The 21,903-nt window shown below is 58.7% G+C and carries 17 protein-coding genes, 1 tRNA gene and 2 pseudogenes; 13 read left to right on the top strand and 7 right to left on the bottom strand.

Features of this window, described 5'->3' with window-relative positions; genetic code table 11:
- Positions 1-70: 70 nt before the first annotated feature.
- A pseudogene (locus ACTG1K_RS22235) lies at positions 71-1,285 on the top strand (sigma-54 dependent transcriptional regulator); the annotation flags it as partial.
- 41 nt (positions 1,286-1,326) lie between these two features.
- Here the strand turns inward: ACTG1K_RS22235 and ACTG1K_RS22240 are convergent.
- Positions 1,327-2,469: an IS4-like element ISAs18 family transposase gene (locus ACTG1K_RS22240; RefSeq protein ID WP_041204923.1), complete on the bottom strand. Its 1,143-nt coding sequence runs from the start codon at positions 2,467-2,469 to the stop codon at positions 1,327-1,329.
- A gap of 101 nt (positions 2,470-2,570) precedes the next feature.
- Here ACTG1K_RS22240 and ACTG1K_RS22245 point away from each other — a divergent pair.
- The 4 genes and pseudogenes from ACTG1K_RS22245 to ACTG1K_RS22260 form a co-directional block, all read left to right on the top strand.
- Positions 2,571-2,762, top strand: a pseudogene (locus ACTG1K_RS22245) (helix-turn-helix domain-containing protein); the annotation flags it as partial.
- A gap of 106 nt (positions 2,763-2,868) precedes the next feature.
- Entirely contained in the window at positions 2,869-3,903 is a 1,035-nt protein-coding gene (locus ACTG1K_RS22250) for a sensor histidine kinase (RefSeq protein ID WP_005334126.1), read from the top strand.
- Complete coding sequence (locus ACTG1K_RS22255; protein ID WP_111899698.1) at positions 3,900-5,243, top strand: sigma-54-dependent transcriptional regulator; 1,344 nt, start codon at positions 3,900-3,902, stop codon at positions 5,241-5,243. Before ACTG1K_RS22250 ends, ACTG1K_RS22255 begins: the two co-directional genes overlap by 4 nt.
- Positions 5,244-5,384: 141 nt before the next feature.
- A complete protein-coding gene (locus tag ACTG1K_RS22260; RefSeq protein WP_421298560.1) occupies positions 5,385-6,146 on the top strand; it encodes a Nif3-like dinuclear metal center hexameric protein in 762 nt (253 codons plus the stop codon).
- Positions 6,147-6,385: 239 nt separating this feature from the next.
- On the opposite strand, the gene purN is transcribed toward ACTG1K_RS22260, so the two are convergent.
- Both purN and purM read right to left on the bottom strand, forming a co-directional pair.
- A complete protein-coding gene (gene purN / locus ACTG1K_RS22265; RefSeq protein ID WP_005350686.1) occupies positions 6,386-7,024 on the bottom strand; it encodes a phosphoribosylglycinamide formyltransferase in 639 nt (212 codons plus the stop codon).
- Positions 7,021-8,058 carry a phosphoribosylformylglycinamidine cyclo-ligase gene (gene purM / locus ACTG1K_RS22270; protein ID WP_021231046.1) on the bottom strand — a complete coding sequence of 346 codons (1,038 nt, stop codon included), beginning with the start codon at positions 8,056-8,058 and terminating at the stop codon, positions 7,021-7,023. Before purM ends, purN begins: the two co-directional genes overlap by 4 nt.
- A gap of 176 nt (positions 8,059-8,234) precedes the next feature.
- Here purM and upp point away from each other — a divergent pair, with 176 nt between their 5' ends.
- The 3 genes from upp to hda all read left to right on the top strand — a co-directional run bounded on the left by upp (position 8,235) and on the right by hda (position 10,835).
- Positions 8,235-8,861, top strand: coding sequence for a uracil phosphoribosyltransferase (upp, locus tag ACTG1K_RS22275; RefSeq protein ID WP_005334115.1), 627 nt, complete (start codon positions 8,235-8,237; stop codon positions 8,859-8,861).
- A gap of 150 nt (positions 8,862-9,011) precedes the next feature.
- Positions 9,012-10,031, top strand: a complete 1,020-nt coding sequence (locus ACTG1K_RS22280) for a DUF2066 domain-containing protein (RefSeq protein WP_270656641.1) — start codon at positions 9,012-9,014, stop codon at positions 10,029-10,031.
- 102 nt (positions 10,032-10,133) lie between these two features.
- Positions 10,134-10,835 (top strand): DnaA inactivator Hda, encoded by a 702-nt coding sequence (gene hda, locus ACTG1K_RS22285; RefSeq protein ID WP_021231044.1) that lies wholly within the window; start codon positions 10,134-10,136, stop codon positions 10,833-10,835.
- A 107-nt stretch (positions 10,836-10,942) separates the two neighbouring features.
- On the opposite strand, the gene aceA is transcribed toward hda, so the two are convergent.
- The 4 genes from aceA to ACTG1K_RS22305 form a co-directional block, all read right to left on the bottom strand.
- The gene (aceA, locus tag ACTG1K_RS22290) at positions 10,943-12,256 is read right to left on the bottom strand and encodes an isocitrate lyase (RefSeq protein WP_005344572.1); all 1,314 of its coding nucleotides are present in this window, start codon (positions 12,254-12,256) and stop codon (positions 10,943-10,945) included.
- A gap of 73 nt (positions 12,257-12,329) precedes the next feature.
- Positions 12,330-13,937 carry a malate synthase A gene (gene aceB / locus ACTG1K_RS22295; protein ID WP_270656643.1) on the bottom strand — a complete coding sequence of 536 codons (1,608 nt, stop codon included), beginning with the start codon at positions 13,935-13,937 and terminating at the stop codon, positions 12,330-12,332.
- Between the two features lie 688 nt (positions 13,938-14,625).
- Positions 14,626-14,766 (bottom strand): hypothetical protein, encoded by a 141-nt coding sequence (locus ACTG1K_RS22300; RefSeq protein WP_005334106.1) that lies wholly within the window; start codon positions 14,764-14,766, stop codon positions 14,626-14,628.
- 223 nt (positions 14,767-14,989) lie between these two features.
- Positions 14,990-15,066, bottom strand: a tRNA-Pro gene (locus ACTG1K_RS22305).
- A gap of 249 nt (positions 15,067-15,315) precedes the next feature.
- Here ACTG1K_RS22305 and tadA point away from each other — a divergent pair.
- The 5 genes from tadA to phoU all read left to right on the top strand — a co-directional run bounded on the left by tadA (position 15,316) and on the right by phoU (position 21,733).
- Positions 15,316-15,861 (top strand): tRNA adenosine(34) deaminase TadA, encoded by a 546-nt coding sequence (gene tadA, locus ACTG1K_RS22310; protein WP_180349337.1) that lies wholly within the window; start codon positions 15,316-15,318, stop codon positions 15,859-15,861.
- Between the two features lie 204 nt (positions 15,862-16,065).
- Positions 16,066-18,303 carry an ABC transporter permease subunit gene (locus ACTG1K_RS22315; protein WP_184232272.1) on the top strand — a complete coding sequence of 746 codons (2,238 nt, stop codon included), beginning with the start codon at positions 16,066-16,068 and terminating at the stop codon, positions 18,301-18,303.
- Between the two features lie 32 nt (positions 18,304-18,335).
- On the top strand, positions 18,336-19,985 hold the full coding sequence (gene pstA, locus ACTG1K_RS22320) for a phosphate ABC transporter permease PstA (protein WP_440006871.1): 1,650 nt from the start codon (positions 18,336-18,338) through the stop codon (positions 19,983-19,985).
- A 133-nt stretch (positions 19,986-20,118) separates the two neighbouring features.
- Positions 20,119-20,937, top strand: coding sequence for a phosphate ABC transporter ATP-binding protein PstB (pstB, locus tag ACTG1K_RS22325; protein WP_005334102.1), 819 nt, complete (start codon positions 20,119-20,121; stop codon positions 20,935-20,937).
- Positions 20,938-21,022: 85 nt separating this feature from the next.
- The gene (gene phoU, locus ACTG1K_RS22330; RefSeq protein WP_005334097.1) at positions 21,023-21,733 is read left to right on the top strand and encodes a phosphate signaling complex protein PhoU; all 711 of its coding nucleotides are present in this window, start codon (positions 21,023-21,025) and stop codon (positions 21,731-21,733) included.
- Positions 21,734-21,903: the final 170 nt, after the last annotated feature.

Here is a 21,903-nt window from a genome sequence, read left to right on the forward strand (position 1 = left end):
AAGACAGTCGGTAGCTGTTTTATCATCAAATAAAACAATAAGTTAGTTCAGGACATCGCGAGGAATGGATATGGTGGAGATGGGCGTGTTGATTGTTGATGCCGATGCGCAGCGGCGCCAACAGTTGGGAACCGTGCTCTCGTTTATGGGGATCCCGTGGCAGGAGGTGGCAGAAAGCGATCTGGATGTAGCCATCGAATCCTCCGGTCCGCTGCAAGGGGTGCTGGTGGGTGAGCTGACCGACCGTCCCTTGTCAGAGCTGCTGACCGCTTTCCCCCGTACTCCCTTCCTCTCGCTGGTTGAGGCCGATCTGCCCAACAGCAACTTTATCGGGGTCGCGCTCTCGCCCTTTACCTATGAATCCCTCACCCGTCATCTGCACTTCTGTCAGGCCTTTGTATCCTTGCATCCCCGTCAGCAGACCCATGACAAGGGGCAGGCCCTGCTGCGTTTGCTGGTGGGCAAAGGGAAGGGGATCCAGGAGGTACGCCGCCTCATCAGCCAGGTGGCCGAGACCGATGCCAACGTGCTGATCCTCGGCGAGTCCGGCACCGGTAAAGAGGTGGTGGCTCGCGCTATCCACGAACTCTCTTCCCGCAGCAGTGGCCCCTTCGTGCCCATCAACTGCGGCGCTATTCCGGCCGAATTGCTGGAGAGCGAACTGTTTGGCCATGAGAAGGGGGCGTTTACCGGCGCCATCGCAGCCCGTCGCGGTCGCTTCGAGCTGGCGCAGGGGGGCACCCTGTTCCTCGACGAGATCGGCGACATGCCGATGCCGATGCAGGTCAAACTGCTGCGGGTATTGCAGGAGCGGTTGTTCGACCGGGTCGGTGGCGGCAAGCCCATTCAGGCCGATGTGCGCATCATAGCGGCGACCCACCGGGATCTGGAGGCGATGATCCGCACTCAGGGTTTTCGTGAAGATCTCTACTACCGCCTCAACGTTTTCCCCATAGAGACGCCGCCGCTGCGGGATCGCATCGATGACATCCCGCTGCTGCTGCAGGAGCTGCTCAACCGCCATGCCGAGCAGCACCACGGTTTTATTCGGCTGACTCAGCGGGCGCTGGAGTCGTTGATGCAGTACCCCTGGCCCGGCAACGTGCGCGAGCTCTCTAACCTGCTGGAGCGACTGCTGATCCTCTACCCGCACCAGATCGTCGATGTGGCCGATCTGCCGAGCCGTTATCGCCTGCTGCCGAGCGAGCCGCGGGATGAGCGGCTGACCGAGATGGATGAACGGGATGCGCTGGCGGCGGTGTTTCAGGATCCGCCCGAGCTGGATCACGCCCTCGCCTCCTCAGAGATCCCCTCATTTTTAGAGACTCAAATAATTCCAAGTGTGCGGGTATATAAGCGGTGTTGCTTCAGGTAGTAGATAAATTTATCCATCAACAAGACCGCATTGGCTTCTTTCATTTTAGGTAGCAACTGGTAATAGATGACCCCTTGCCGAAAGAACGAATAGGTTCGGCTCTTGCTGGTATTGACCTTGATCGTTCTCTCTAGACCGACACTGTCTCCAGCCTTACCCAGCAGCGTCAGCAAGACGATGGCCAGGGCACTGAATAAAAACAGTCGGTCGCGCCGGACCGGATTACTGATGTGCACATCTCCCATACCCATGCCGAATTTGTAATCTTTGATATCACGAAAACTGGTCTCGATACCCCAGCGCTGGCCGTATAGTTGCAACGCCTTGGCGGCGCTCAGGTCGGTCCGGTTACTGGCCAGAAACCACGCGTCTTTCATGCCACTCTTATGACAACAATAGACCCGTTCGACAGGCTGTCGCTGCCCAGTTAGCTCCACCGCTTTGAGGGTTCGGGTGCGCCCGGTCGGCGTTAGCCAGTCCCGAGCTGGAACCTGCTCTACACCAGGGTAACCAACCAAAACATTTCCTTTAAATCTAATGAGATAAGCAAAGCCTAGCTCTTGCTCCAGGCGTTCGAACAGCTCCATGTAACCAAAGCCGCGGTCAGCTACTACCGTCACGAAGATACCCTCTGGCAACGTCTGCTTGAGCTTGGTGAGCAGCTCTTTCTCATGGGCATTGCGTTGCCCTTTGAGCAACGATTTCCGATGGGTTTTCCACAGCAGCGGAGTACTGCGACCGTGGTTGGTTTGCAGGCTGATAACCAAGGTACTGTGATCATCGGCATCGAATTCGGTCCAGTCCATGGAGACTACGATCTCGGTACGTTCACCGACCACATAGGGCACCCAATCGTCAAAGAGGCTCCAGACATTGAGCTTGGTGTTAGTGAGCAGGCGATCCACCTGTTTAACCGCATGTTTACGTTCGAGACCGTTGGCCAAGGAGAGGCCACTACCGATGGCGTGGATGGCCAGTGAACCTGACTCGATAACCCCGAGGGTAGCATTGGCGAGGGAAAGAACACGCTTAGCATGCATGTCCTGTCCAAATATATCGTCGATGTGGTTGAGGATTAGTTCGTGGTTAAACATGGGGATAGTCTGTTGGGTATTAGCTGGTCAAGGATGGCGATCATACCTCAGAAGCCGCGCCACGCCTCGCTCATATGAGGGGATGGTTAAGCCTCGCCTCGGCTCGCACCATGCAGCTGCCGGAGGAGGGGGTCAACCTCAAAGAGATGCTGGCCGACCTCGAAGTGGAGCTGATCCGTCAGGCGCTGGAGTCTCAGGACGGGGTGGTGGCCCGCGCCGCCGATCTGCTCGGCATGCGCCGTACCACCTTGGTGGAGAAGATGAAAAAGTACGGGATGAGCAAGGACGTCTGAGGGTCAAAGCCTTGACGCTCATGCGCAATTCATTGTTTTAATTCATATAATTTAGTGGCATGGAAATTGAATAACCTGACCCAATAGCCAGTTTGAGGTCAGGTTTATGACAATCCAGCAGCAGGACATGCCACTCCAGTCCCACGAAGTGAGCCAGCTCTATGCCATCTTCAAGGCGCTCCCCACAGGGGTGTTGCTGCTTGACGGGGCTGGGGTGGTCACGCGCGCGAATCCGGCTGCCATCTCCCTGCTGGGGGAGCCGCTGGAAGGGGAGCTCTGGCGTCATATCATTGCCCGCTGCTTCGAGCCGCGCGAGGATGATGGCCACGAGATCTCCCTGCGTGACGGGCGCCGGGTCCAGCTCTCTACCCAACCGCTGCCGGATCAGCCCGGCCAGCTGGTTTTTATCAATGACCTGACCGAAACCCGTAAACTGCAAGACCGCATCAACCACATGAAGCGGCTGTCGGCGCTGGGCAATATGGCGGCCTCGCTCGCCCACCAGATCCGCACGCCGCTCTCCGCTGCCATGCTTTATGCCGCAAACCTGGCCAACCGCACCCTCAAGCCGGAATCCCGCACTCAGTTTCAGCAAAAGCTGATGGCCCGTTTGCAGGATCTGGAGAAGCAGATCAACGACATCCTACTGTTCGCCCGCAACGGTGACAATCAGGTGGTCACTCCCATCTCGGTACAAGGGCTGCTGGCCGAAGTGCAGGCCGGAGCCGAGGCCTTCTGCCAGCAGCAGGGCTGCGAGCTGCACATGGAGGCGCCGGAGCCCGATCTCTGCCTGCTGGCTAACAGCAGTGCGCTGGCGGGGGCCATCAACAACTTGATTGCCAATGCCCAGCAGGCAGGGGCCACCTCACTCTTGGTCAGCGCGGTGCGCAGCGGTGCCCGGGTGGAGATGCGGGTCATTGATAATGGCAAGGGGATCCCTTCCCATCAGCTCGGTCAGGTATTCGAACCCTTCTTTACCACTCGCTCCCAAGGCACTGGTCTCGGGCTGGCGGTGGTGCAATCTGTAGTGCGTGCCCATCAGGGGGAGGTCGGTGTGGCCTCGGTTCCCGGTGAGGGCACCTGCTTTACTCTGTCGTTCCCCCTGCATCAGCAACCGGTGCAGCTTGGAGGTGTAGCATGACACAGGCCAGGATCCTGGTAGTTGAAGATGACAATGGTCTGCGCGAAGCGCTGGTGGATACCCTTTTGCTCGGCGGTTATGAGTGCCGTGAAGCGGACAGCGGCGAGCGGGCTCTGCTGGCCCTCTCCCGTCAGCCATTTGACATGGTGATCTCCGATATCCAGATGGGGGGGATGGACGGTCTCACTCTGCTGGCTACTATCCGCCAGCAATATCCGCAGATACCTGTGCTGCTGATGACCGCCTACGCCAATATCGACGGCGCGGTGCGCGCCATGCGTGAAGGGGCCATCGACTATCTGGCCAAGCCGTTCTCGCCGGAGGTGCTGCTTAATCAGGTCAGCCGCTATGTGCCCGCCCAGAAGGTGGAGAAACGCGCTGTGGTCTACGGGGATCCCAAAACTGCCGAGCTGTTCCAGCTGGCGACCCGGGTGGCCAGAAGCGAAGCGACCGTGATGGTGACCGGCCCGAGCGGGACGGGGAAAGAGGTGCTGGCCCGTTACATTCACGATAACTCCAGCCGCGCCGAGCAGCCCTTCGTCGCCATCAACTGCGCCGCCATTCCGGAAAACATGCTGGAGGCGACCCTGTTTGGCTACGAGAAGGGCGCCTTCACCGGTGCGGTACAGGGGTGCCCGGGCAAGTTCGAACAGGCGCAGGGGGGCACCCTGCTGCTTGACGAGATCACCGAGATGGATCAGGGGCTGCAAGCCAAATTGCTGCGGGTGTTGCAGGAGAAAGAGGTGGAGCGGCTCGGCAGTCGCAAGATGATCCCGCTGGATGTGCGGGTCATCGCCACCAGCAACCGGGATTTGAAAAAAGCGGTGCAGGATGGCCTGTTCCGCGAAGATCTCTACTATCGCCTCAACGTCTTTCCGCTGCGCTGGTCTGCCCTGTGCGAGCGGCCCGGCGACATTCTGCCGCTGGCGGAACATCTGCTGGCGCTTCATGCCAGTCAGCAGGGGCTGCCGACACCACAGTTGACGGATGCCTCGAGGGTACGGCTGCTGGCTCACCCCTGGCCCGGCAACGTGCGGGAGTTGGACAACGTGGTACAGCGTGCCCTGATCCTCAGCCCCGACGGGGTCATTGATTGTGACCACCTCATTCTGGAGGAGCTGGATGAGCAGGAGATGGAGTTTGTCAGCGTGGAGCGCAGCTATGGTGGCGATCGCCTCGGCAGCGAGCTCAAGCAGCAGGAGCACCAGATCATCCTCGACACCCTGCAAGATTGTAACGGCAGCCGCAAGGCGGTGGCCGACCGACTCGGCATCAGCCCGCGCACCCTGCGCTACAAGCTGGCCCAGATGCGGGAGGCGGGGATCGACCTGCCAGCCTGAGGCCGAGAGGGAAACCGCACTGTGTGGGGGCTGTCATGGTCTTGACGGCCCGGCTCGATTATCATGGGGCCCTTGGCGTTTTGAGCCTGGGCCCTGTTTTTATTGGTAAAGCAGGGGACCGAGCCTTAATAAGGGACCCCTATGATCTCTCATCGAAAACTCGAAACCGTACTGAACCATCTGCTCGAACCGCACGCCATCAAGGATTACTGCCCTAACGGCATGCAAGTGGAGGGGCGCGAGCGCATTCGCAAGGTGGTGACCGGTGTCACAGCCAGTCAGGCGCTGATTGACGCGGCGGTGGCTGCCGAAGCCGATGCCATTCTGGTTCATCACGGCTACTTCTGGAGCGGTGAACCGGCCCAGATCACCGGCATGAAGCAGCGTCGGCTCAAGACCCTGCTGACCCACGATATCAACCTGTTTGCCTACCATTTGCCGCTGGATGTCCACCCCGAGGTGGGTAACAACGCCCAGCTCGCCAAGCTGCTCGACATCAAGGTGCGTCGCGGTCTGGAGCCGTGGAACAGCAAGAGCGTCGCCATGGTGGGCAAGCTGGAAGAGCCGATGAGCGGCAGCGATTTTGCCAAGCTGATTGCCGAGCGCCTTGGCCGTGAACCACTCTATTGTGGCGACAGCGGCCCCGAGCTTATCCGTTCCGTGGCCTGGTGCACCGGTGGCGGTCAGAGCTACATCAATCTGGCGGCGGAGCAGGGCATCGATGCCTTTATCTCCGGTGAAGCCTCCGAGCAGACCATTCACACCGCTCGCGAGATGGGGATGCACTTCTACGCTGCGGGCCATCACGCTACCGAGCGTTACGGCGTCAAGGCGCTGGGGGAGTGGCTGGCGACTGTGCATGGGCTGGATGTGACCTTTATCGATATCGACAATCCTGTCTAAACCTATCCACGATCTGGCTATGAAACCGTGATCAAGGCTCATGTGCTGCTCGCTTATGTATACAGCAAAGAGTGCTCACGTATGTCCATACGCTCCGGTTCCTGGGCAGCTTGTAACCTTGTTGACGGTTTCTCGCTGCAGGTCGTGAACAGGTTTAAGCCTGTGCCTGTGGTGGGAAAATTCAGGAAACAAAAAGGAGGCCATCGGCCTCCTTTTTCACATTTCGACAAGGCGTCTGCTTACTCGCATGCGTAACCAGCGGGGCCCAGCAGGGCGCCATCCAGTTGCACAGCGCCGTCCACCATCTGCAGCCTGCCTTCGCAGAACCAGCGCACCACCAGCGGGTAGATGCTGTGCTCCTGCGCCTGTACCCGTGCCGCTACCTCGTCCGCAGTGTCCCCTTCAAAGATGGGCACGCGGGCCTGCAGGATAACCGGGCCACCATCCAGCTCTTCGGTGACGAAGTGGACGCTGGCGCCATGCTCACTATCACCGGCATCGATAGCGCGCTGGTGGGTGTGCAGGCCCTGATACTTGGGCAGCAGGGAGGGGTGGATATTGATCATTCTGCCGGCGAAATGGCGCACCAGATCGCCGCTCAATATCCGCATAAACCCGGCCAGCACCACCAGATCCGGCTGATAGTCTGCCATCAGCGCCAGCAGGGCGGCGTCATACTCCTCCCGGCTGGCAAACTGCTGCTGGGCCAGAATGGAGGTCGCCACGCCAGCTTCTTTGGCGCGAACCAGACCATAGGCATCGGCCTTGTTGCTGATAACGCCGACCACTTCACCGGCAATCTTGCCGCTGGCGCAGTGGTCGAGGATCGCCTGCAGGTTGCTGCCGCTGCCAGAGATTAGGACGAGGATCCGCATCATTTGATGACGACCTGCTCCTCACCGTCTGCTGCCTTGGCGATATGACCGATGTGCCATGCGTTCTCGCCTTCTGCCTTGAGCAGGGTCAGCGCCTTCTCCAGCTGGTTGGCGGGCAGGGCGATGATCATGCCGACGCCGCAGTTGAAGGTGCGATACATCTCGTGACGGGTGACGTTGCCAGCCTGCTGCAGCCAGCTGAACACCGCCGGCCACTGCCAGCTCTGCTCATCGATCACCGCTTGGGTGTTGGCGGGCAGGACACGGGGGATGTTCTCCCAGAAGCCACCGCCGGTGATGTGGGAGAGGGCGTGGATCTCGCACTCCTTGATGAGCTTGAGCACAGGTTTCACATAGATGCGGGTCGGCTCCAGCAGGGCGTTGGCCAGAGTGGTGTCACCCAGCGGCTGATGCACGTCGGCTTTGGAGACTTCCAGAATTTTACGGATCAGGGAGAAGCCGTTGGAGTGAGGGCCGCTGGCAGCCAGCGCGATCAGGGCATCCCCTTCACCGACCTTGCTGCCGTCGATGATTTCGCTCTTCTCCACCACACCGACGCAGAAACCGGCGATGTCGTAGTCTTCCCCTTCATACATACCCGGCATCTCGGCGGTCTCGCCGCCCACCAGGGCACAGCCTGATTGCTCGCAACCGGCACCGATCCCGGTGACCACCGCGGCTGCGGTGTCCACGTCCAGCTTGCCGGTTGCATAGTAGTCGAGGAAGAACAGCGGCTCGGCGCCCTGTACGATCAGGTCATTGACGCACATGGCCACCAGATCGATGCCCACGGTGTCGTGCTTCTTCAGGTCGATGGCCAGCCGCAGCTTGGTGCCCACACCATCGGTTCCGGAGACCAGGACCGGCTCCTTGTAGCCCGCAGGGATTTGACACAAGGCCCCAAAGCCGCCAAGACCACCAAGGACTTCAGGACGACGAGTGCGCTTTGACACGCCCTTGATACGTTCAACCAGTGCATTGCCGGCATCGATATCTACGCCAGCATCCTTGTAGCTCAGTGAGGTTTTGTCAGTCACGAGTATTCCCCGTCATGTAAAGAAGTGGAGGGTAAAATTCGGGGCGTATTCTAACAGTGGCGGTGAAAAACCAGAAAGGAAATCGTTTGCGCGTTTTTGCGCGGAAATGCTCTACAAGCGGTGGCTTTTGTTGTATGATTCCGCGATTTTTTTGCGGCAGGTTAGAGGAGATAATAATGAAAGTCGTTGAAGTCAAACACCCCCTGGTCAAACACAAGATCGGTCTGATGCGTGAAGGCGATATCAGCACCAAGCGTTTCCGTGAACTGGCCAAAGAAGTGGGCAGTTTGTTGACCTATGAAGCGACCTCTGACTTCGAAACCGAGAAGGTTATCATCGATGGCTGGAATGGGCCAGTAGAAGTTGACCAGATCAAAGGCAAGAAGGTAACCGTCGTACCTATCCTGCGTGCCGGCCTTGGCATGATGGATGGCGTGCTGGAGCACATGCCGAGCGCCCGCGTCAGCGTGGTCGGTATCTACCGCGATGAAGAGACCCTGCAACCGGTTCCCTATTTCGAGAAGATCGTCAGCAACATCGAAGAGCGTCTGGCGCTGGTCATCGATCCGATGCTGGCCACCGGCGGCTCCATGATCGCCACCATCGATCTGCTGAAGAAGAAAGGCTGCCAATCCATCAAGGTGCTGGTACTGGTTGCCGCGCCGGAAGGGATCAAGGCGCTGGAAGCGGCTCACCCTGACGTAGAGCTCTACTGCGCTTCTGTCGACCAGGGGCTGAACGAGAAAGGCTACATCGTGCCGGGTCTGGGCGATGCAGGCGACAAGATCTTCGGTACCAAATAAGTTTATGCCTTGACCTGCTTCCCATGTGGAAGGGGTGATCGGAGCCGGCGCATCGCCGGCTCTGCTGTTTGTGGCCGCTTGTGCCAGCCTTGCCGCAGGATGCGCCTTGCCGCTACCATAAGCACACTCTCCCATTTCGAGACTCTGTTCATGTTCAAACGTGTTGTGACCGCCCTCTGCTGCGGCTTGTCATTCATGGCCTCGGCCGCTCAGGTGACCGACCTCTATCAGGGCAAGGCACCGACCAGTGGTGACATGGTGGCCGCTCAAGGGCAGGCACTGGGTCAGGTGCTGATCAAGGTGACCGGCAAGCGCGACATCCTCACCCAGCCGGTGGTGGTCAAGGCGCTGGCGGCCCCGGGCGACTATGTCAAAAGCTATGGCTATCAGGATCAGGACTCCGTCAAGTATCTGAAAGCCGAGTTCAAGAGTGACAAGGTCAACAGCCTGGTCTCCGAGAGCCAGTTTGCCCTGCTTGGCCCAGCTCGTCCCCAAATGGCCATCTGGCTGGTGGTGGATCAGGGTGAGCGTCGCTTGCTGGCGGATCAATCCAGCGATGGTTGGGCGCAAGCCTTGCGCGAGCAGGCCCAGATGCTGGGGCTGCCCATCAGCATTCCGCTGATGGATCTCGATGACAACATGGCGGTCAGTGCCACCGACGTCTGGGGACGCTTTGCCGACCCGATTTTGCATGCGAGCCAGCGCTATGGCGCCGAGATGGTGGTGTTGGGCAAGCTGACACCGGAAGGTGACAAGTGGAGCATCGATTGGGGACTCTATGGCCCCAAAGCGGCCGGTGAAGTGGCCGAGTTGACCCGTGGCAATAACACCGGCACTCAGGCCGAAGTGGCGCAAGGGTTTGCCGATACCCTGGCGGCCTGGCTGGTGAAAAACTACGGTGCCCGCATTTCTGGTCCGGCAACCAGCCAGACCCTGGTGGTGGATGGCCTCTCCGAAGTGGACAGCATGATCGCCGTGCAGAAGATGCTGCAGGGGATGGCCAACGTCAGCAAGGTGGCGATCGGCAAGCTGGAGGGGGACCAGGTCACCTTCAACTTTACTCTGCAAGGGGATCAGGCCGAATTGGTGCGGGCGCTGCAACTTGAGAGTCGTTTGCGCAAGGTTGACGATAATGGCAGCGGTTTGCGTTACCAATGGTCGCAGCCCTGATTTTATAAGGCTTTTGTAGACCGCCCGGCTTGTCCGGGCGGTTCTCTATCAGCCTTTGCGATGATACACTTAGCCACAAATGTCACAGTCAAAGCTCAACGAGTGAAGCAACCGGCCCAACTGTCTTTAGCCGTACAACTACCGGATGATGAAACCTTCGTCAGTTTTTATCCCGGCACCAATGCTCATCTGATCACCGCCCTCAAGAATGCGGCCATCGGTCAGGGGTCGCCTTTCCTCTATTTCTGGGGAGCCAAGGGATCCGGACGCTCTCATCTGCTCCACGCCACCTGTGCCGAGGTCAACGCCCGCGATGCGGCGGCGGCCTATCTCTCCCTCGATCAGTTTGAACAGCTCGATCCCAGCATGCTCGATGCCCTCGAAAGCCTGCCGCTGGTCTGTCTCGACAGCCTTGAGGCGATCGCCGGCAATGCCGTGTGGGAGCGGGCGCTGTTCGATTTCTACAACCGCTGGCAGGAGAAGGGCGAGGGGACGCTGGTGGTCACCGGCTGCAGCGCACCGCGCAAACTGGGGCTGCAACTGCCGGATCTCGCTTCGCGCCTCGACTGGGGGGTGAGTTTCCATCTCGAAGAGCTGGATGACGAAGGCAAGCTCAGTGCCCTGCAGCTGCGTGCCGAGCTGCGGGGCTTCAAATTGCCCATCGATGTGGGCCGCTTCCTGCTCAACCGACTCTCCCGCGATATGCGCACCCTGCTCACCACTCTCAATCAGCTCGACAACGCCTCATTTCGCGCCAAGCGCAAGCTGACCATTCCCTTTGTCAAAGAGATCCTCGAGCTCTGAGCCTCTCGACTGTGTGCGGTTGTGCGCCTGACTTTCGTTTGAATTACAGATAAAAAGAAACCCCGGCTTCAGGCCGGGGTTTTGCTATTTCAAGACAGCTCTGCCTATCAGTGGAACTGATCTTCTTCGGTGGAACCGGTCAGCGCGGTGACCGAGGATTGGCCACCCTGAATGACGGTAGTCACCTTGTCGAAGTAACCGGTACCGACCTCCTGCTGGTGTGCCACGAAGGTGTAGCCACGGCTGGCGGCGGCAAATTCCGGCTCCTGCACCATCTCGACGTAGTGCTTCATCCCTTCGCCACGGGCGTACTGGTAGGCCAGCTCGTACATGTGGAACCACATGTTGTGGATACCCGCGAGGGTGATGAACTGGTACTTGTAGCCCATGTCGGAGAGCTCCTGCTGGAAGCGGGCGATGGTGGCATCGTCCAGATTCTTCTTCCAGTTGAAGCTCGGGGAGCAGTTGTAGGCCAGGATGCGATCCGGGAACTTGGCCTTGATTGCTTCGGCAAATTTACGCGCTTCGTCCAGATCCGGCTTGGCGGTTTCACACCACACCATGTCTGCGTAGGGGGCGTAAGCCAGACCGCGAGCGATGGCCTGATCGATTCCGGCACGTACCTTGTAGAACCCTTCGGCAGTGCGCTCGCCAGTCAGGAAGTCTGCATCGTACGGGTCAGCGTCGGTGGTCAACAGGTCAGCGGCGTTGGCGTCGGTACGGGCGATCACCAGAGTTGTGGTGCCGCACACATCGGCTGCCAGACGGGCGGCAACCAGTTTCTGTACCGCTTCCTGAGTCGGTACCAGCACCTTGCCACCCATATGACCGCACTTCTTGACCGAAGCGAGCTGATCTTCGAAGTGCACGCCAGCGGCGCCCGCTTCAATCATCCCCTTCATCAGTTCGAAGGCGTTAAGCACACCGCCGAAACCGGCTTCCGCATCCGCCACGATGGGCAGGAAGTAGTCGATAAAGCCCTCATCCTGCGGTCCAACCTTGTTGGCCCACTGGATCTGGTCGGCACGGGCGAAGGAGTTGTTGATGCGCTCCACCACGGACGGTACCGAGTTGGCCGGGTAGAGGGACTGATCCGGATACATGGTGGAGGACAAGTTGTTGTCCGCCGCCACCTGCCAGCCGGAGAGGTAGATCGCTTCGATCCCCGCCTTGGCCTGCTGCACCGCCTGACCACCGGTCAGGGCGCCGAGGCAGTTGACGTAGCCTTTCTTGGCGTCGCCGTGGATCAGACCCCACAGCTTGTCGGCACCACGCTGGGCCAGAGTGTGCACCGGCTGCAAGCTGCCGCGCAGGTTCACCACATCTTCGGCGCTGTAGCCGCGCTTGATCCCTTTCCAGCGGGGGTTTTCCGCCCAGTCTTTCTCGATAGCCTGGATCTGTTGCTCACGGGTCAGTGCCATATCAGTTCCCTCTTTCATTGATTTCACGTTTCCATTGACTTGTTATTGGCGAGCCCCGCTGGGGGCCCGTGATTCAGAGCCGCTCGTAACCGGGCAGCGTCAGAAAATCGATCAGGGTATCGGCGCAGGTGATCTCTTCCATCAGCTCGCCTGCCTCGGCAAAGCGTCCTGCCTGCCAGCGCGCGGCGCCCACCTCGGCTTTGACCACCTCCTGCTCCTCGGCCAGCATCTGGCGGAACAGATCCTTGGTCACTACCTTGCCATTAGACAGGCTCTTGCCGTGGCGGATCCACTGCCAGATGGAGGTGCGGGAGATCTCGGCTGTGGCGGCATCTTCCATCAGACCGTAGATGGGCACGCAGCCGTTCCCGTTGATCCAGGCCTCCAGATATTGCAGGGCGACCCGGATATTGGTGCGCATCCCTGCCTCGGTGCGCTCGCCCTCACAGGGGGCCAGCAGGTCGGCGGCGGTGATTGGGGCATCCTGCTCACGCAGCACGCCAATCTGGTTCTTGGCACCAGCCGCAATGGTGGCGTTGAACACCGCCATGGCGGTATCAGCGAGGCCAGGGTGGGCGACCCAGGTACCGTCGTGGCCGTTGTTGGCTTCGCGCTCCTTGTCGGCCTTGACCTTGGCGAAGACCTGCTCGTTGACGGCCGCGTCCTTGGCCGGAATAAAGGCGGCCATACCCCCCATCGCCAGCGCACCGCGCTTGTGACAGGTCTTGATCAGCAGCCGCGAGTAGGCGGAGAGGAACGGCTTGTCCATGGTCACCACCTGGCGGTCGGGCAGTACCCGATCCGGATGGCTCTTCAAGGTTTTGATATAGCTGAAGATGTAGTCCCAGCGGCCGCAGTTGAGGGCGACGATGTGATCCTTCATCTGATAGAGCAGCTCATCCATCTCGAATACGGCTGGCAGGGTTTCAATCAGCACGGTGGCCTTAATGGTGCCACGGGGCAGACCGAACTTGTCCTCGGTCCAGGCGAACACCTCGCTCCACCAACGCCCTTCCAGATGGCTCTGCAACTTGGGCACGTAGAAGTAGGGGCCCGAGCCTTTGGCCAGCAGCGCCTGATAGTTGTGCAGGAAGTAGAGGGCAAAATCGAACAGGCCGCCGGGGATGGGTTCGCCATCGAAGGTGACATGTTTTTCCGGCAGGTGCAGACCGCGCACCCGGCAAATGAGGACGGCCGGATTGGGGTTCAGGGTATAAGCCTTACCTTCCGGACTGGTGTAAGAAATGGTGCCGTTGACCGCATCGCGCAGGTTGATTTGGCCCTCGATCACCTTGTTCCAGGCGGGTGCCAGTGAATCCTCGAAATCCGCCATGAACACCTTGACGTTGGCGTTGAGGGCGTTGATCACCATCTTGCGCTCGACCGGGCCTGTGATCTCCACACGGCGGTCTTGCAGGTCGGCAGGAATGCCGCGAATGGTCCAGTCACCTTCACGGATGTGGGCGGTTTCCGGCAGGAAGTCCGGCAGCTCGCCACCATCGATACGGGCCTGACGTGCCACACGTTGTTTCAGCAATTCCCCTCTTTGGGGAGCAAAACGTTCCACCAGTTCGGAGACCAGAGCCACCGCGTCCGGCGTCAGAATTTGCGCGTATTCGGGCAGCATCTCGCCCTGGATGCGAAGGCGGGCGCTGCAGTGGGTCTGAGCCGGTGCCGACATAAGGTTCACTCCTTTGAGAATTACATTTTGAACTTACTAACTACGACTAAAGTCGAATCCCTGTTCCTGAAACGTTCCCGCAACAACGGGATAACACGATTGATAAGGTGCGAAATATTGTTGAGTACGTCAACAGTTTTTTTTAAACACTTGTTTTTTGGATATGGTTAAGTTGATGTTTTTTATTGCTTTATTTGGTTGGTATAAAAACTCTACGCAGATGGTTATGCTCCTGCTTTTTCCCATCGGACAACGGCTAATTTGGGCCGTTACCCTGCCCCTCATTTTGTAACTTGTTACGTAATAAAATTACAAATGCAAAAACAAATCCCGACCTAACTCCAGGCTTTGCCAAAACAGCCGTATAAAGCGCGTTTGAATGTGGCAATGAATGTTTTGCTAATGCTAGACCTGATTGGTGAACGTGCGTTTTAAACTTGGTGTGGTGACGCAGGCTCTGTTGGCACCAGCGGTTGCAACGATGGAAAGTGAAGCGCAATAACGTAGGTTTGTATCAATTGTCGGGGGGAATGCTGGAGAGGGAAGGGGGAGACGCATTAGTCAATAATACTGCCATCCTTGATAGAATTAGCAGTTTGTCGTTTTTTGCAGATTTCTCGCCAAGGGTGTGAAACTGAGTGTGTTGAACAGGCGATGCCCCAGTGATTGAGCGGCCATCTGGCCGGGCTCAATAGTCATCATCCGGTTCGGCAAGATCGATCACATCCAGCTGGATGACCTGTTCATTTTCGCTTTCGGTGTGGCAAGGGGTGTCGTGAGGAACGGAGTAAAGCGTAATGGCGGGTGCGAAATCGGTGTTCTGGTTCATGCCTGGTCCTGTGTTGCACGCAAGCCGGACAGTGATCCCTTCACTCGTGTTTCCACCTCCTTGTGTTGTCTACCGGCGGAAAGTTGCGCATCTTAATGAGTTCGGAAAAAAGATTCAAGTGGTTCTGAGTGTTTTTTGTTCTTGGTAGGCTGACGTTGTCAGGAGGATAAATCGGAGGCAAAAAAATAGCCCAGTCGTTTGACTGGGCTATTCTCGGGGAAAATGGTCGGTGTGAGAGGATTCGAACCTCCGACCCTCTACACCCCATGCAGATGCGCTACCTGGCTGCGCTACACACCGACGGAGTCAGACTCGGCTGACGGGGAGGAAGTCTAATAGCATGGCCAAACGGGTGCAACTCCTTTTTTATCATAGAGATGCCGATTGCTTCTTTATTGCTCAGTCGGGATGCGGCTTGGGTCTGACGTGCAGATTTGGCATAATCGCCGCCCTGTCACCGCGAGCTATCATGCCTGCTATCTATGGAATTATCTGACAGATGTGGATAGCTGGAATGCAAACAGCACAATTGAACAATATAAAGAGGGGATGGGCGTGAAACCATCAGAGATCCCAGAGACACCGTGTCAAACCGAGCAGGACGAACAGTGGATGCGCCATGCCATGGCATTGGCCGCCCGGGCCGAAGGGATTGGCGAGATCCCGGTTGGTGCCGTACTGGTGCTGGATGGTCAGGTGGTGGGAGAGGGGTGGAACCGCTCCATCAGCGAACACGATGCCTGTGCCCATGCCGAGGTCATGGCAATCCGGGCGGCGGGCAAACAGCTGGCGAACTACCGCCTGCTCGACACCACTCTTTATGTGACGCTGGAGCCCTGCTGTATGTGTGCCGGTGCGCTGATCCATAGCCGGGTCAAGCGGGTGGTTTACGGCGCCCGAGATCTCAAGACCGGTGCCGCTGGGTCGGTGTTCGAGATCTTGCAGGACCCGCGCCACAACCACAGTGTCGAGCTGACCGGCGGTGTGCTGGCTGATGCCTGCTCGGCCCAGTTGTCGGCCTTCTTCAAGCGCCGCCGTGCCGAGAAAAAGGCGGCCAAACTGGCGCTGCAACAATCAAACGATACCCTTTCCTGAATTATTCGGGGGCAGCGCAGGCTGCCCTTGCTGATTATCCTCATAAATATCCCTTTATAAACAATATATTGCGTTCATCTTCCTTCGAAGGGGTCCCCGCTCATTTTTCCGCTAACAACCTCGGTTAAAGCGTTCTCGATGTAACAAAACTGTCATGCAACCGCCATATAATGCCGCGAAGCCTAGCTTACATTGAGGTCTTGCATGTCATCGGAATCGTTAAACCTGGTCATGGCGGGCAGTAGAAAACGCCGGATCAAGGATAAATTGGCCAAATATGGCGTCACCACAGGCGGAGCCCTGGTACTGGTGGCGCTGCTGCTTATCTTCTTTTATCTGCTCTATGTGGTGAAACCCATCTTCAATGGCGCCTCCATGGAGCCGACCGCCTCGTTTACCCTGCCTGCCGCAGGGAAGACCGCCTGGCTCGGCGTGGAAGAGCAGAACGAGATCGGCTATCGCTTCAGCGATAAAGGGCAGGTCAACTTCTTTGCGGTGCAGGGAGATGACAAGATCAAGGTCGGCCAGTCACTGGGTCAGGCCCAGGTTGCTGGTGACATCACCACGGTAGCGACCCCAGCACCGGGTCAGCGGCTGATCGCTTACGGCTTTGCCGATGGCAAGGCGCAGGTTGTCCAGCCAGCGTTCAAGGTCTCCTATCCCAACGATGTGCGGGTGATTGAACCCAGCCTGCAATATCCCTTCGGCGAAGAGCCTGTGGTGATCGACCCGCAAGGGAAGGCACTGCAACTGATGGTGTTCGAAGCCACCAAGGACAAGATGGCGACCGCCGCCGTGACCGAAGATGGTCGTGGCGTGATGACGGTGATGAACGGTGAGGAGAACTTCATCTCCGGGGAGATTGAGTGGAGCAGTGAAAACTACACGATTCCCTCCCTGCCGCGCCATGTGGATCAGATGTTGCTGACCCCCAATCTGCGGATCCTGTTCGTGCGCGAGGGCAATCGCCTCTCCGTCTATGACATTCATAACCTGAGCGAAATCTCCCTGCGCAACGTGTTGGAGATCAATGCCCCCAACGCCAATGTGACCCGGGTTCAGCTGCTCTCCGGCGCCTCTTCACTGCTGGTGGGTAATGACAACGGCGTGATTTCCCAGTGGTTCGAAGTGGCGAAGGATGGCAAACGCCAGTTCACCCAAATTCGTGACTTCAAGGGTGATGGCGCAGTGGATCTGCTGACTCCCGAGCACTTTCGCAAAGGCTTCATCAGTGCCGACAAGGACGGCATCATCAGCTTCTTCCACGCCACCGGCGAGACCAAGCTGCTGACCGAGACGGTGGAAGGGGGCGAACTCTCTGCCCTGGCCATCTCCCCCCGTCACAACCTGTTGCTGATGCAGCAAGGGAACAGCTTCAAGCTCTTCTCGGTGGAGAACGAACACCCCGAAGTGACCTGGTCTGCCCTCTGGCAACAGGTGTGGTACGAAGGCTATCCGGAGCCCCAGTATGTGTGGCAATCCACCTCCGCCAGCAACGACTTTGAAGCCAAGCTGAGTTTGGTGCCGCTGGTATTCGGTACGCTGAAAGCCTCTTTCTACGCCATGGTGTTTGCTGTACCGCTCGGCGTGGCCGGTGCCATCTATACCGCCTACTTCATGTCGGCGGGGCTGCGCAAATACGTCAAGCCGACGGTCGAGATCATGGCGGCGCTGCCGACTGTTATCCTGGGTTTCCTGGCGGGTCTGTGGCTGGCGCCGATCATCGAGGGGGCGCTGCCCGGGGTGATCCTGCTGCTGATATTGCTGCCGATGGGGATGCTGCTGACTGCATTGCTCTGGAACTATCTGCCGGAGCGCGGCAAGTCCTGGCTGCCGGAGGGGTGGCACGCCATCCTGCTGATCCCGGTGCTACTGCTGATTGGCTGGGGGGCCTTCGCCCTGAGCCCGCTCATCGAGAATGCTTTTATGCACGGCGATTCGCGCATCTGGCTGACTCACGAAATGGGCATCAAGTTTGACCAGCGCAACTCGCTGGTGGTCGGTATCGCCATGGGCTTTGCGGTCATCCCCACCATCTTCTCTATCGCTGAAGATGCGGTCTTCTCGGTGCCCAAGCACCTGACCCAGGGCTCGTTGGCGCTGGGGGCCACCCCGTGGCAGACCCTGAGCCGGGTGGTGATCCTCACCGCGAGCCCGGGCATCTTCTCTGCGGTGATGATGGGCCTTGGCCGCGCCGTGGGCGAGACCATGATCGTGCTGATGGCTACCGGCAACACCCCCATCATGGACTTCTCCATGTTCCAGGGGCTGCGCACCCTCGCCGCCAACATCGCGGTAGAGATGCCGGAATCGGAAGTGGGCAGCTCCCACTATCGGGTACTGTTCCTCGCGGCCTTCGTCCTGTTTGTGTTCACCTTTTTGTTCAACACCCTGGCCGAGTTTGTCCGTCAGCGGTTGCGTGAAAAATACAGCTCGATGTAAGGGGCGACTCTGTAATGGACAAGGAATCGACAATGGGTAAGTGGTTTAAATCAGGGGCCCCCTGGATCTGGATGACCGGCGGTGCCGTCAGCCTGAGTCTGGTGGCGGTACTGGGTCTGCTGCTGCTGATCGGCTGGCGTGGTCTGGTCTACTTCTGGCCGCACCCCATCTATGAGTGGCAGCTTGAAGACGCAAATGGCAACAAGAGCGTACTGATCGGCGAAATCAACGATCGCGAGCAGGTTCCGGTGGAGCGACTGCGCGCCGCAGGGCTGCCATTGGAAGGGGAAGAGCGCGAGCTGCTGACCCGCTATCTGGTCAAGACCGGCAACCGCGAGTTTGTTGACCTCGATTTTCGCTGGGTGCTGGAGACGGACATCAAGTCCCAGAGCCAGCCGGCTGAGCTGGCCATGGTTGAGCGTGCCACCAACGGCAACTTCTATGGCTATATCGTCGGGGTGAAAGAGGATGGCCGCGAGCTCACCTCTGATCTGCATCCTGCCCTGCAGCGGGTGCTGGCGCGAGCCAATGCCCTTTCAGAACAGGCCAACGATCTGCAAAAAGGGGACATCGGCGGCATCAACTATCAACTGGAGCGGCTGCGCCTGAAAGAGCGCAAGGCCGAGCTGGATGACAAGCTGACCGATCAGCTCAAAGCGGAGCTGGCCAGTGAGCGTCAGGCCCTCAACGATCGTTATCAGGTGCTGGAAAAAGAGCTCTTCTCTCTGCGTAGCCAAGCCGATCGCGACGCCATCACCGTCAAGGATATGCGTGGCGAGCTGGTGACCATGCCGATGTCCAAGGTACTGGACGTGGTATGGCCCAACGACATGAGCCTGCTGGCCAAGGTGGGTCACTGGTTCCATCAGATTGGCAAGTTTGTTTCCGGTGAGCCTCGCGAAGCCAACACCGAGGGCGGGGTGTTCCCGGCCATCTTCGGTACCGTCTTCATGGTGTTCCTGATGGCGATCATCGTGACCCCGCTGGGGGTGGTAGCGGCAGTCTACCTGCACGAATATGCGGGCAAGAACAGCCTGACCAAGATCATCCGCATTGCGGTGATCAACCTGGCGGGCGTGCCCTCCATCGTCTACGGCGTGTTTGGTCTGGGCTTCTTCGTCTACACGCTCGGTGGTTCGCTGGATCAGCTGTTCTACCCGGAAGCGCTGCCGAGCCCGACCTTTGGCTCACCCGGCGTGATCTGGTCGGCGCTGACCCTGGCTATCCTGACCCTGCCGGTGGTGATTGTCTCCACCGAAGAGGGGTTGGCGCGGATCCCGAGCACCATCCGTCAGGGCTCGTTGGCACTGGGTGCCACCCAGGCCGAGACCCTGTGGCGCATCGTGCTGCCGATGGCGAGCCCGGCCATCATGACCGGCCTTATTCTGGCGATTGCCCGTGCAGCCGGTGAAGTGGCGCCGCTGATGCTGGTGGGGGTGGTAAAACTGGCACCGACCCTGCCGATGGATGGCAACTTCCCGTATCTGCATGTGGAGCGCAAGTTCATGCACCTGGGCTTCCACATCTATGACGTCGGCTTCCAGAGCCCCAACGTCGAGGCGGCCCGCCCGCTGGTCTACGCCACCTCCTTCCTGCTGGTGACGGTGATCGTGGGTCTGAACCTGACCGCTATCGGTATTCGTAACCACTTGCGCGAGAAATTCCGGTCGCTGGAGCATTAATCCGGCGCCGCTTGAGTGATACAAGAGTGAGATAACAGAGGGGCGGCCGAGCGCGAGCCGCCATCTCTCTGCACCAATACGTGAGGGGCGCCGGCAGCAGTCCGGCCACTCCAGATTGATTTTGAGGTAACAGATGATCAACGTAACGACCACGTCTACCCAGCACACCGCGCTGGACCTGCTCAACCTTACTCCGGAGCAGACCGCGCTGGAGGTGAAGGATCTCAACCTGTACTACGGCAGCAAGCAGGCGTTGTTCAACGTCAACATGAAGATCCCCAAAGGGCAGGTGACCGCCTTTATCGGCCCGTCAGGCTGTGGCAAATCGACCCTGCTGCGCTGCATCAACCGGATGAACGATCTGGTGGAGATCTGCCGCATCGAGGGGGAAATTCAGCTGCACGGCCACAACATCTATGACAAGAGCGTTGATGTTTCCGCCCTGCGCCGTCAGGTGGGCATGGTGTTCCAGCGCCCGAACCCGTTTCCCAAGTCCATCTACGAGAACGTGGTCTATGGTCTGCGCCTGCAGGGGATCAACGATCGTCGCACTCTGGATGAGGCCGCCGAGCGCTCCCTACGCGGTGCGGCCCTGTGGGACGAGGTGAAGGATCGTCTGCATGACAACGCCTTCGGTCTCTCCGGTGGTCAGCAGCAGCGTCTGGTGATTGCCCGAGCCATCGCTATTGAGCCGGAAGTGTTGCTGCTCGATGAACCGACCTCGGCGCTCGACCCCATCTCCACCCTCACCATTGAGGAGCTGATCAACGAGCTCAAGAGCCAGTTCACCGTGGTGATCGTGACCCACAACATGCAACAGGCTGCGCGAGTGTCGGATCAGACCGCTTTCATGTATATGGGCGAGCTTATCGAGTACTCGGATACCAACACCATTTTCACCACCCCGGCCAAGAAAAAGACCGAAGATTACATTACCGGTCGTTACGGCTAAGGAGAGGAGAGGATGAATCTCAGCAAACAGATTGGCAGTCGGTTCAACGGCTAAGGCATAATCGGAGCAATCAAGGATTATTTGTATGGACAATATGAACCTCAATAAACACATCTCCGGTCAGTTCAATGCCGAGCTAGAGAGCGTGCGCAACCAGGTGCTGGTGATGGGCGGTTTGGTGGAGCAGCAGCTCACCGACGCCATCGCGGCGATCCACGATCAGGATCTCGATGCGGCGCGCAAGATCGTGGCCAACGACCATAAGGTCAACGCCATGGAAGTGGCGATCGACGAGGAGTGCACCCGCATCATCGCCAAGCGTCAGCCGACAGCCTCCGACCTGCGACTGGTGATGGCCATCATCAAGACCATCACCGATCTGGAGCGCATTGGCGACGTGGCCGACAAGATCGCCCGCATGCTGACCGACAACGCCAACAAGCCGCAGCCGCCGCTGGTGTCGCTGGAGAACATGGGCCGTCGTACCATCAAGATGCTGCACGATGTGCTCGACGCCTTCGCCCGCATGGATCTGGATGCGGCGCTGGCGGTCTACAAAGAAGATGACAAGGTAGACCGCGAGTACGAGTCCATCATCCGCGAGCTGATGACCTATATGATGGAAGATCCCCGCACCATCCCCCAGGTTCTCAACGTGCTGTGGGCGGCGCGAGCCATCGAGCGGGTCGGCGATCGCTGCCAGCACATCTGCGAGTACATCGTCTACTACGTGAAAGGCAAGGATGTGCGCCATACCAAGGCGGACGATCTGGGCACCCTGCTGGGCAAGGGCTAACCGGAAGTGAATAAAAAGGCGCGTGAAGCGCCTTTTTTGTTGCATAACTGGTCGGAGTAAGATAAAGCCCCCAACTGGCTGTTTTCTGATAGAATACTCCCCCTGTGTGAGTCCCGGATGGGCTCACGGTCCGGTCTCCCGGGCCCAGTTTGCCGTCTTGTGCTAAGGCG

The organism is Aeromonas sp. 102P (assembly GCF_051920345.1).
GTDB lineage: Bacteria > Pseudomonadota > Gammaproteobacteria > Enterobacterales > Aeromonadaceae > Aeromonas > Aeromonas veronii.

Bases quoted from the DNA above. Each gene is read 5' to 3' on its own strand.
- ACTG1K_RS22240 (WP_041204923.1), bottom strand. From the start codon at position 2,469: ATGTTTAACCACGAACTAATCCTCAACCACATCGACGATATATTTGGA.
- ACTG1K_RS22250 (WP_005334126.1), top strand. From the start codon at position 2,869: ATGACAATCCAGCAGCAGGACATGCCACTCCAGTCCCACGAAGTGAGC.
- ACTG1K_RS22255 (WP_111899698.1), top strand. From the start codon at position 3,900: ATGACACAGGCCAGGATCCTGGTAGTTGAAGATGACAATGGTCTGCGC.
- ACTG1K_RS22260 (WP_421298560.1), top strand. From the start codon at position 5,385: ATGATCTCTCATCGAAAACTCGAAACCGTACTGAACCATCTGCTCGAA.
- purN (WP_005350686.1), bottom strand. From the start codon at position 7,024: ATGATGCGGATCCTCGTCCTAATCTCTGGCAGCGGCAGCAACCTGCAG.
- upp (WP_005334115.1), top strand. From the start codon at position 8,235: ATGAAAGTCGTTGAAGTCAAACACCCCCTGGTCAAACACAAGATCGGT.
- ACTG1K_RS22280 (WP_270656641.1), top strand. From the start codon at position 9,012: ATGTTCAAACGTGTTGTGACCGCCCTCTGCTGCGGCTTGTCATTCATG.
- aceA (WP_005344572.1), bottom strand. From the start codon at position 12,256: ATGGCACTGACCCGTGAGCAACAGATCCAGGCTATCGAGAAAGACTGG.
- aceB (WP_270656643.1), bottom strand. From the start codon at position 13,937: ATGTCGGCACCGGCTCAGACCCACTGCAGCGCCCGCCTTCGCATCCAG.
- ACTG1K_RS22300 (WP_005334106.1), bottom strand. From the start codon at position 14,766: ATGAACCAGAACACCGATTTCGCACCCGCCATTACGCTTTACTCCGTT.
- tadA (WP_180349337.1), top strand. From the start codon at position 15,316: ATGGGCGTGAAACCATCAGAGATCCCAGAGACACCGTGTCAAACCGAG.
- ACTG1K_RS22315 (WP_184232272.1), top strand. From the start codon at position 16,066: ATGTCATCGGAATCGTTAAACCTGGTCATGGCGGGCAGTAGAAAACGC.
- pstA (WP_440006871.1), top strand. From the start codon at position 18,336: ATGGGTAAGTGGTTTAAATCAGGGGCCCCCTGGATCTGGATGACCGGC.
- pstB (WP_005334102.1), top strand. From the start codon at position 20,119: ATGATCAACGTAACGACCACGTCTACCCAGCACACCGCGCTGGACCTG.
- phoU (WP_005334097.1), top strand. From the start codon at position 21,023: ATGGACAATATGAACCTCAATAAACACATCTCCGGTCAGTTCAATGCC.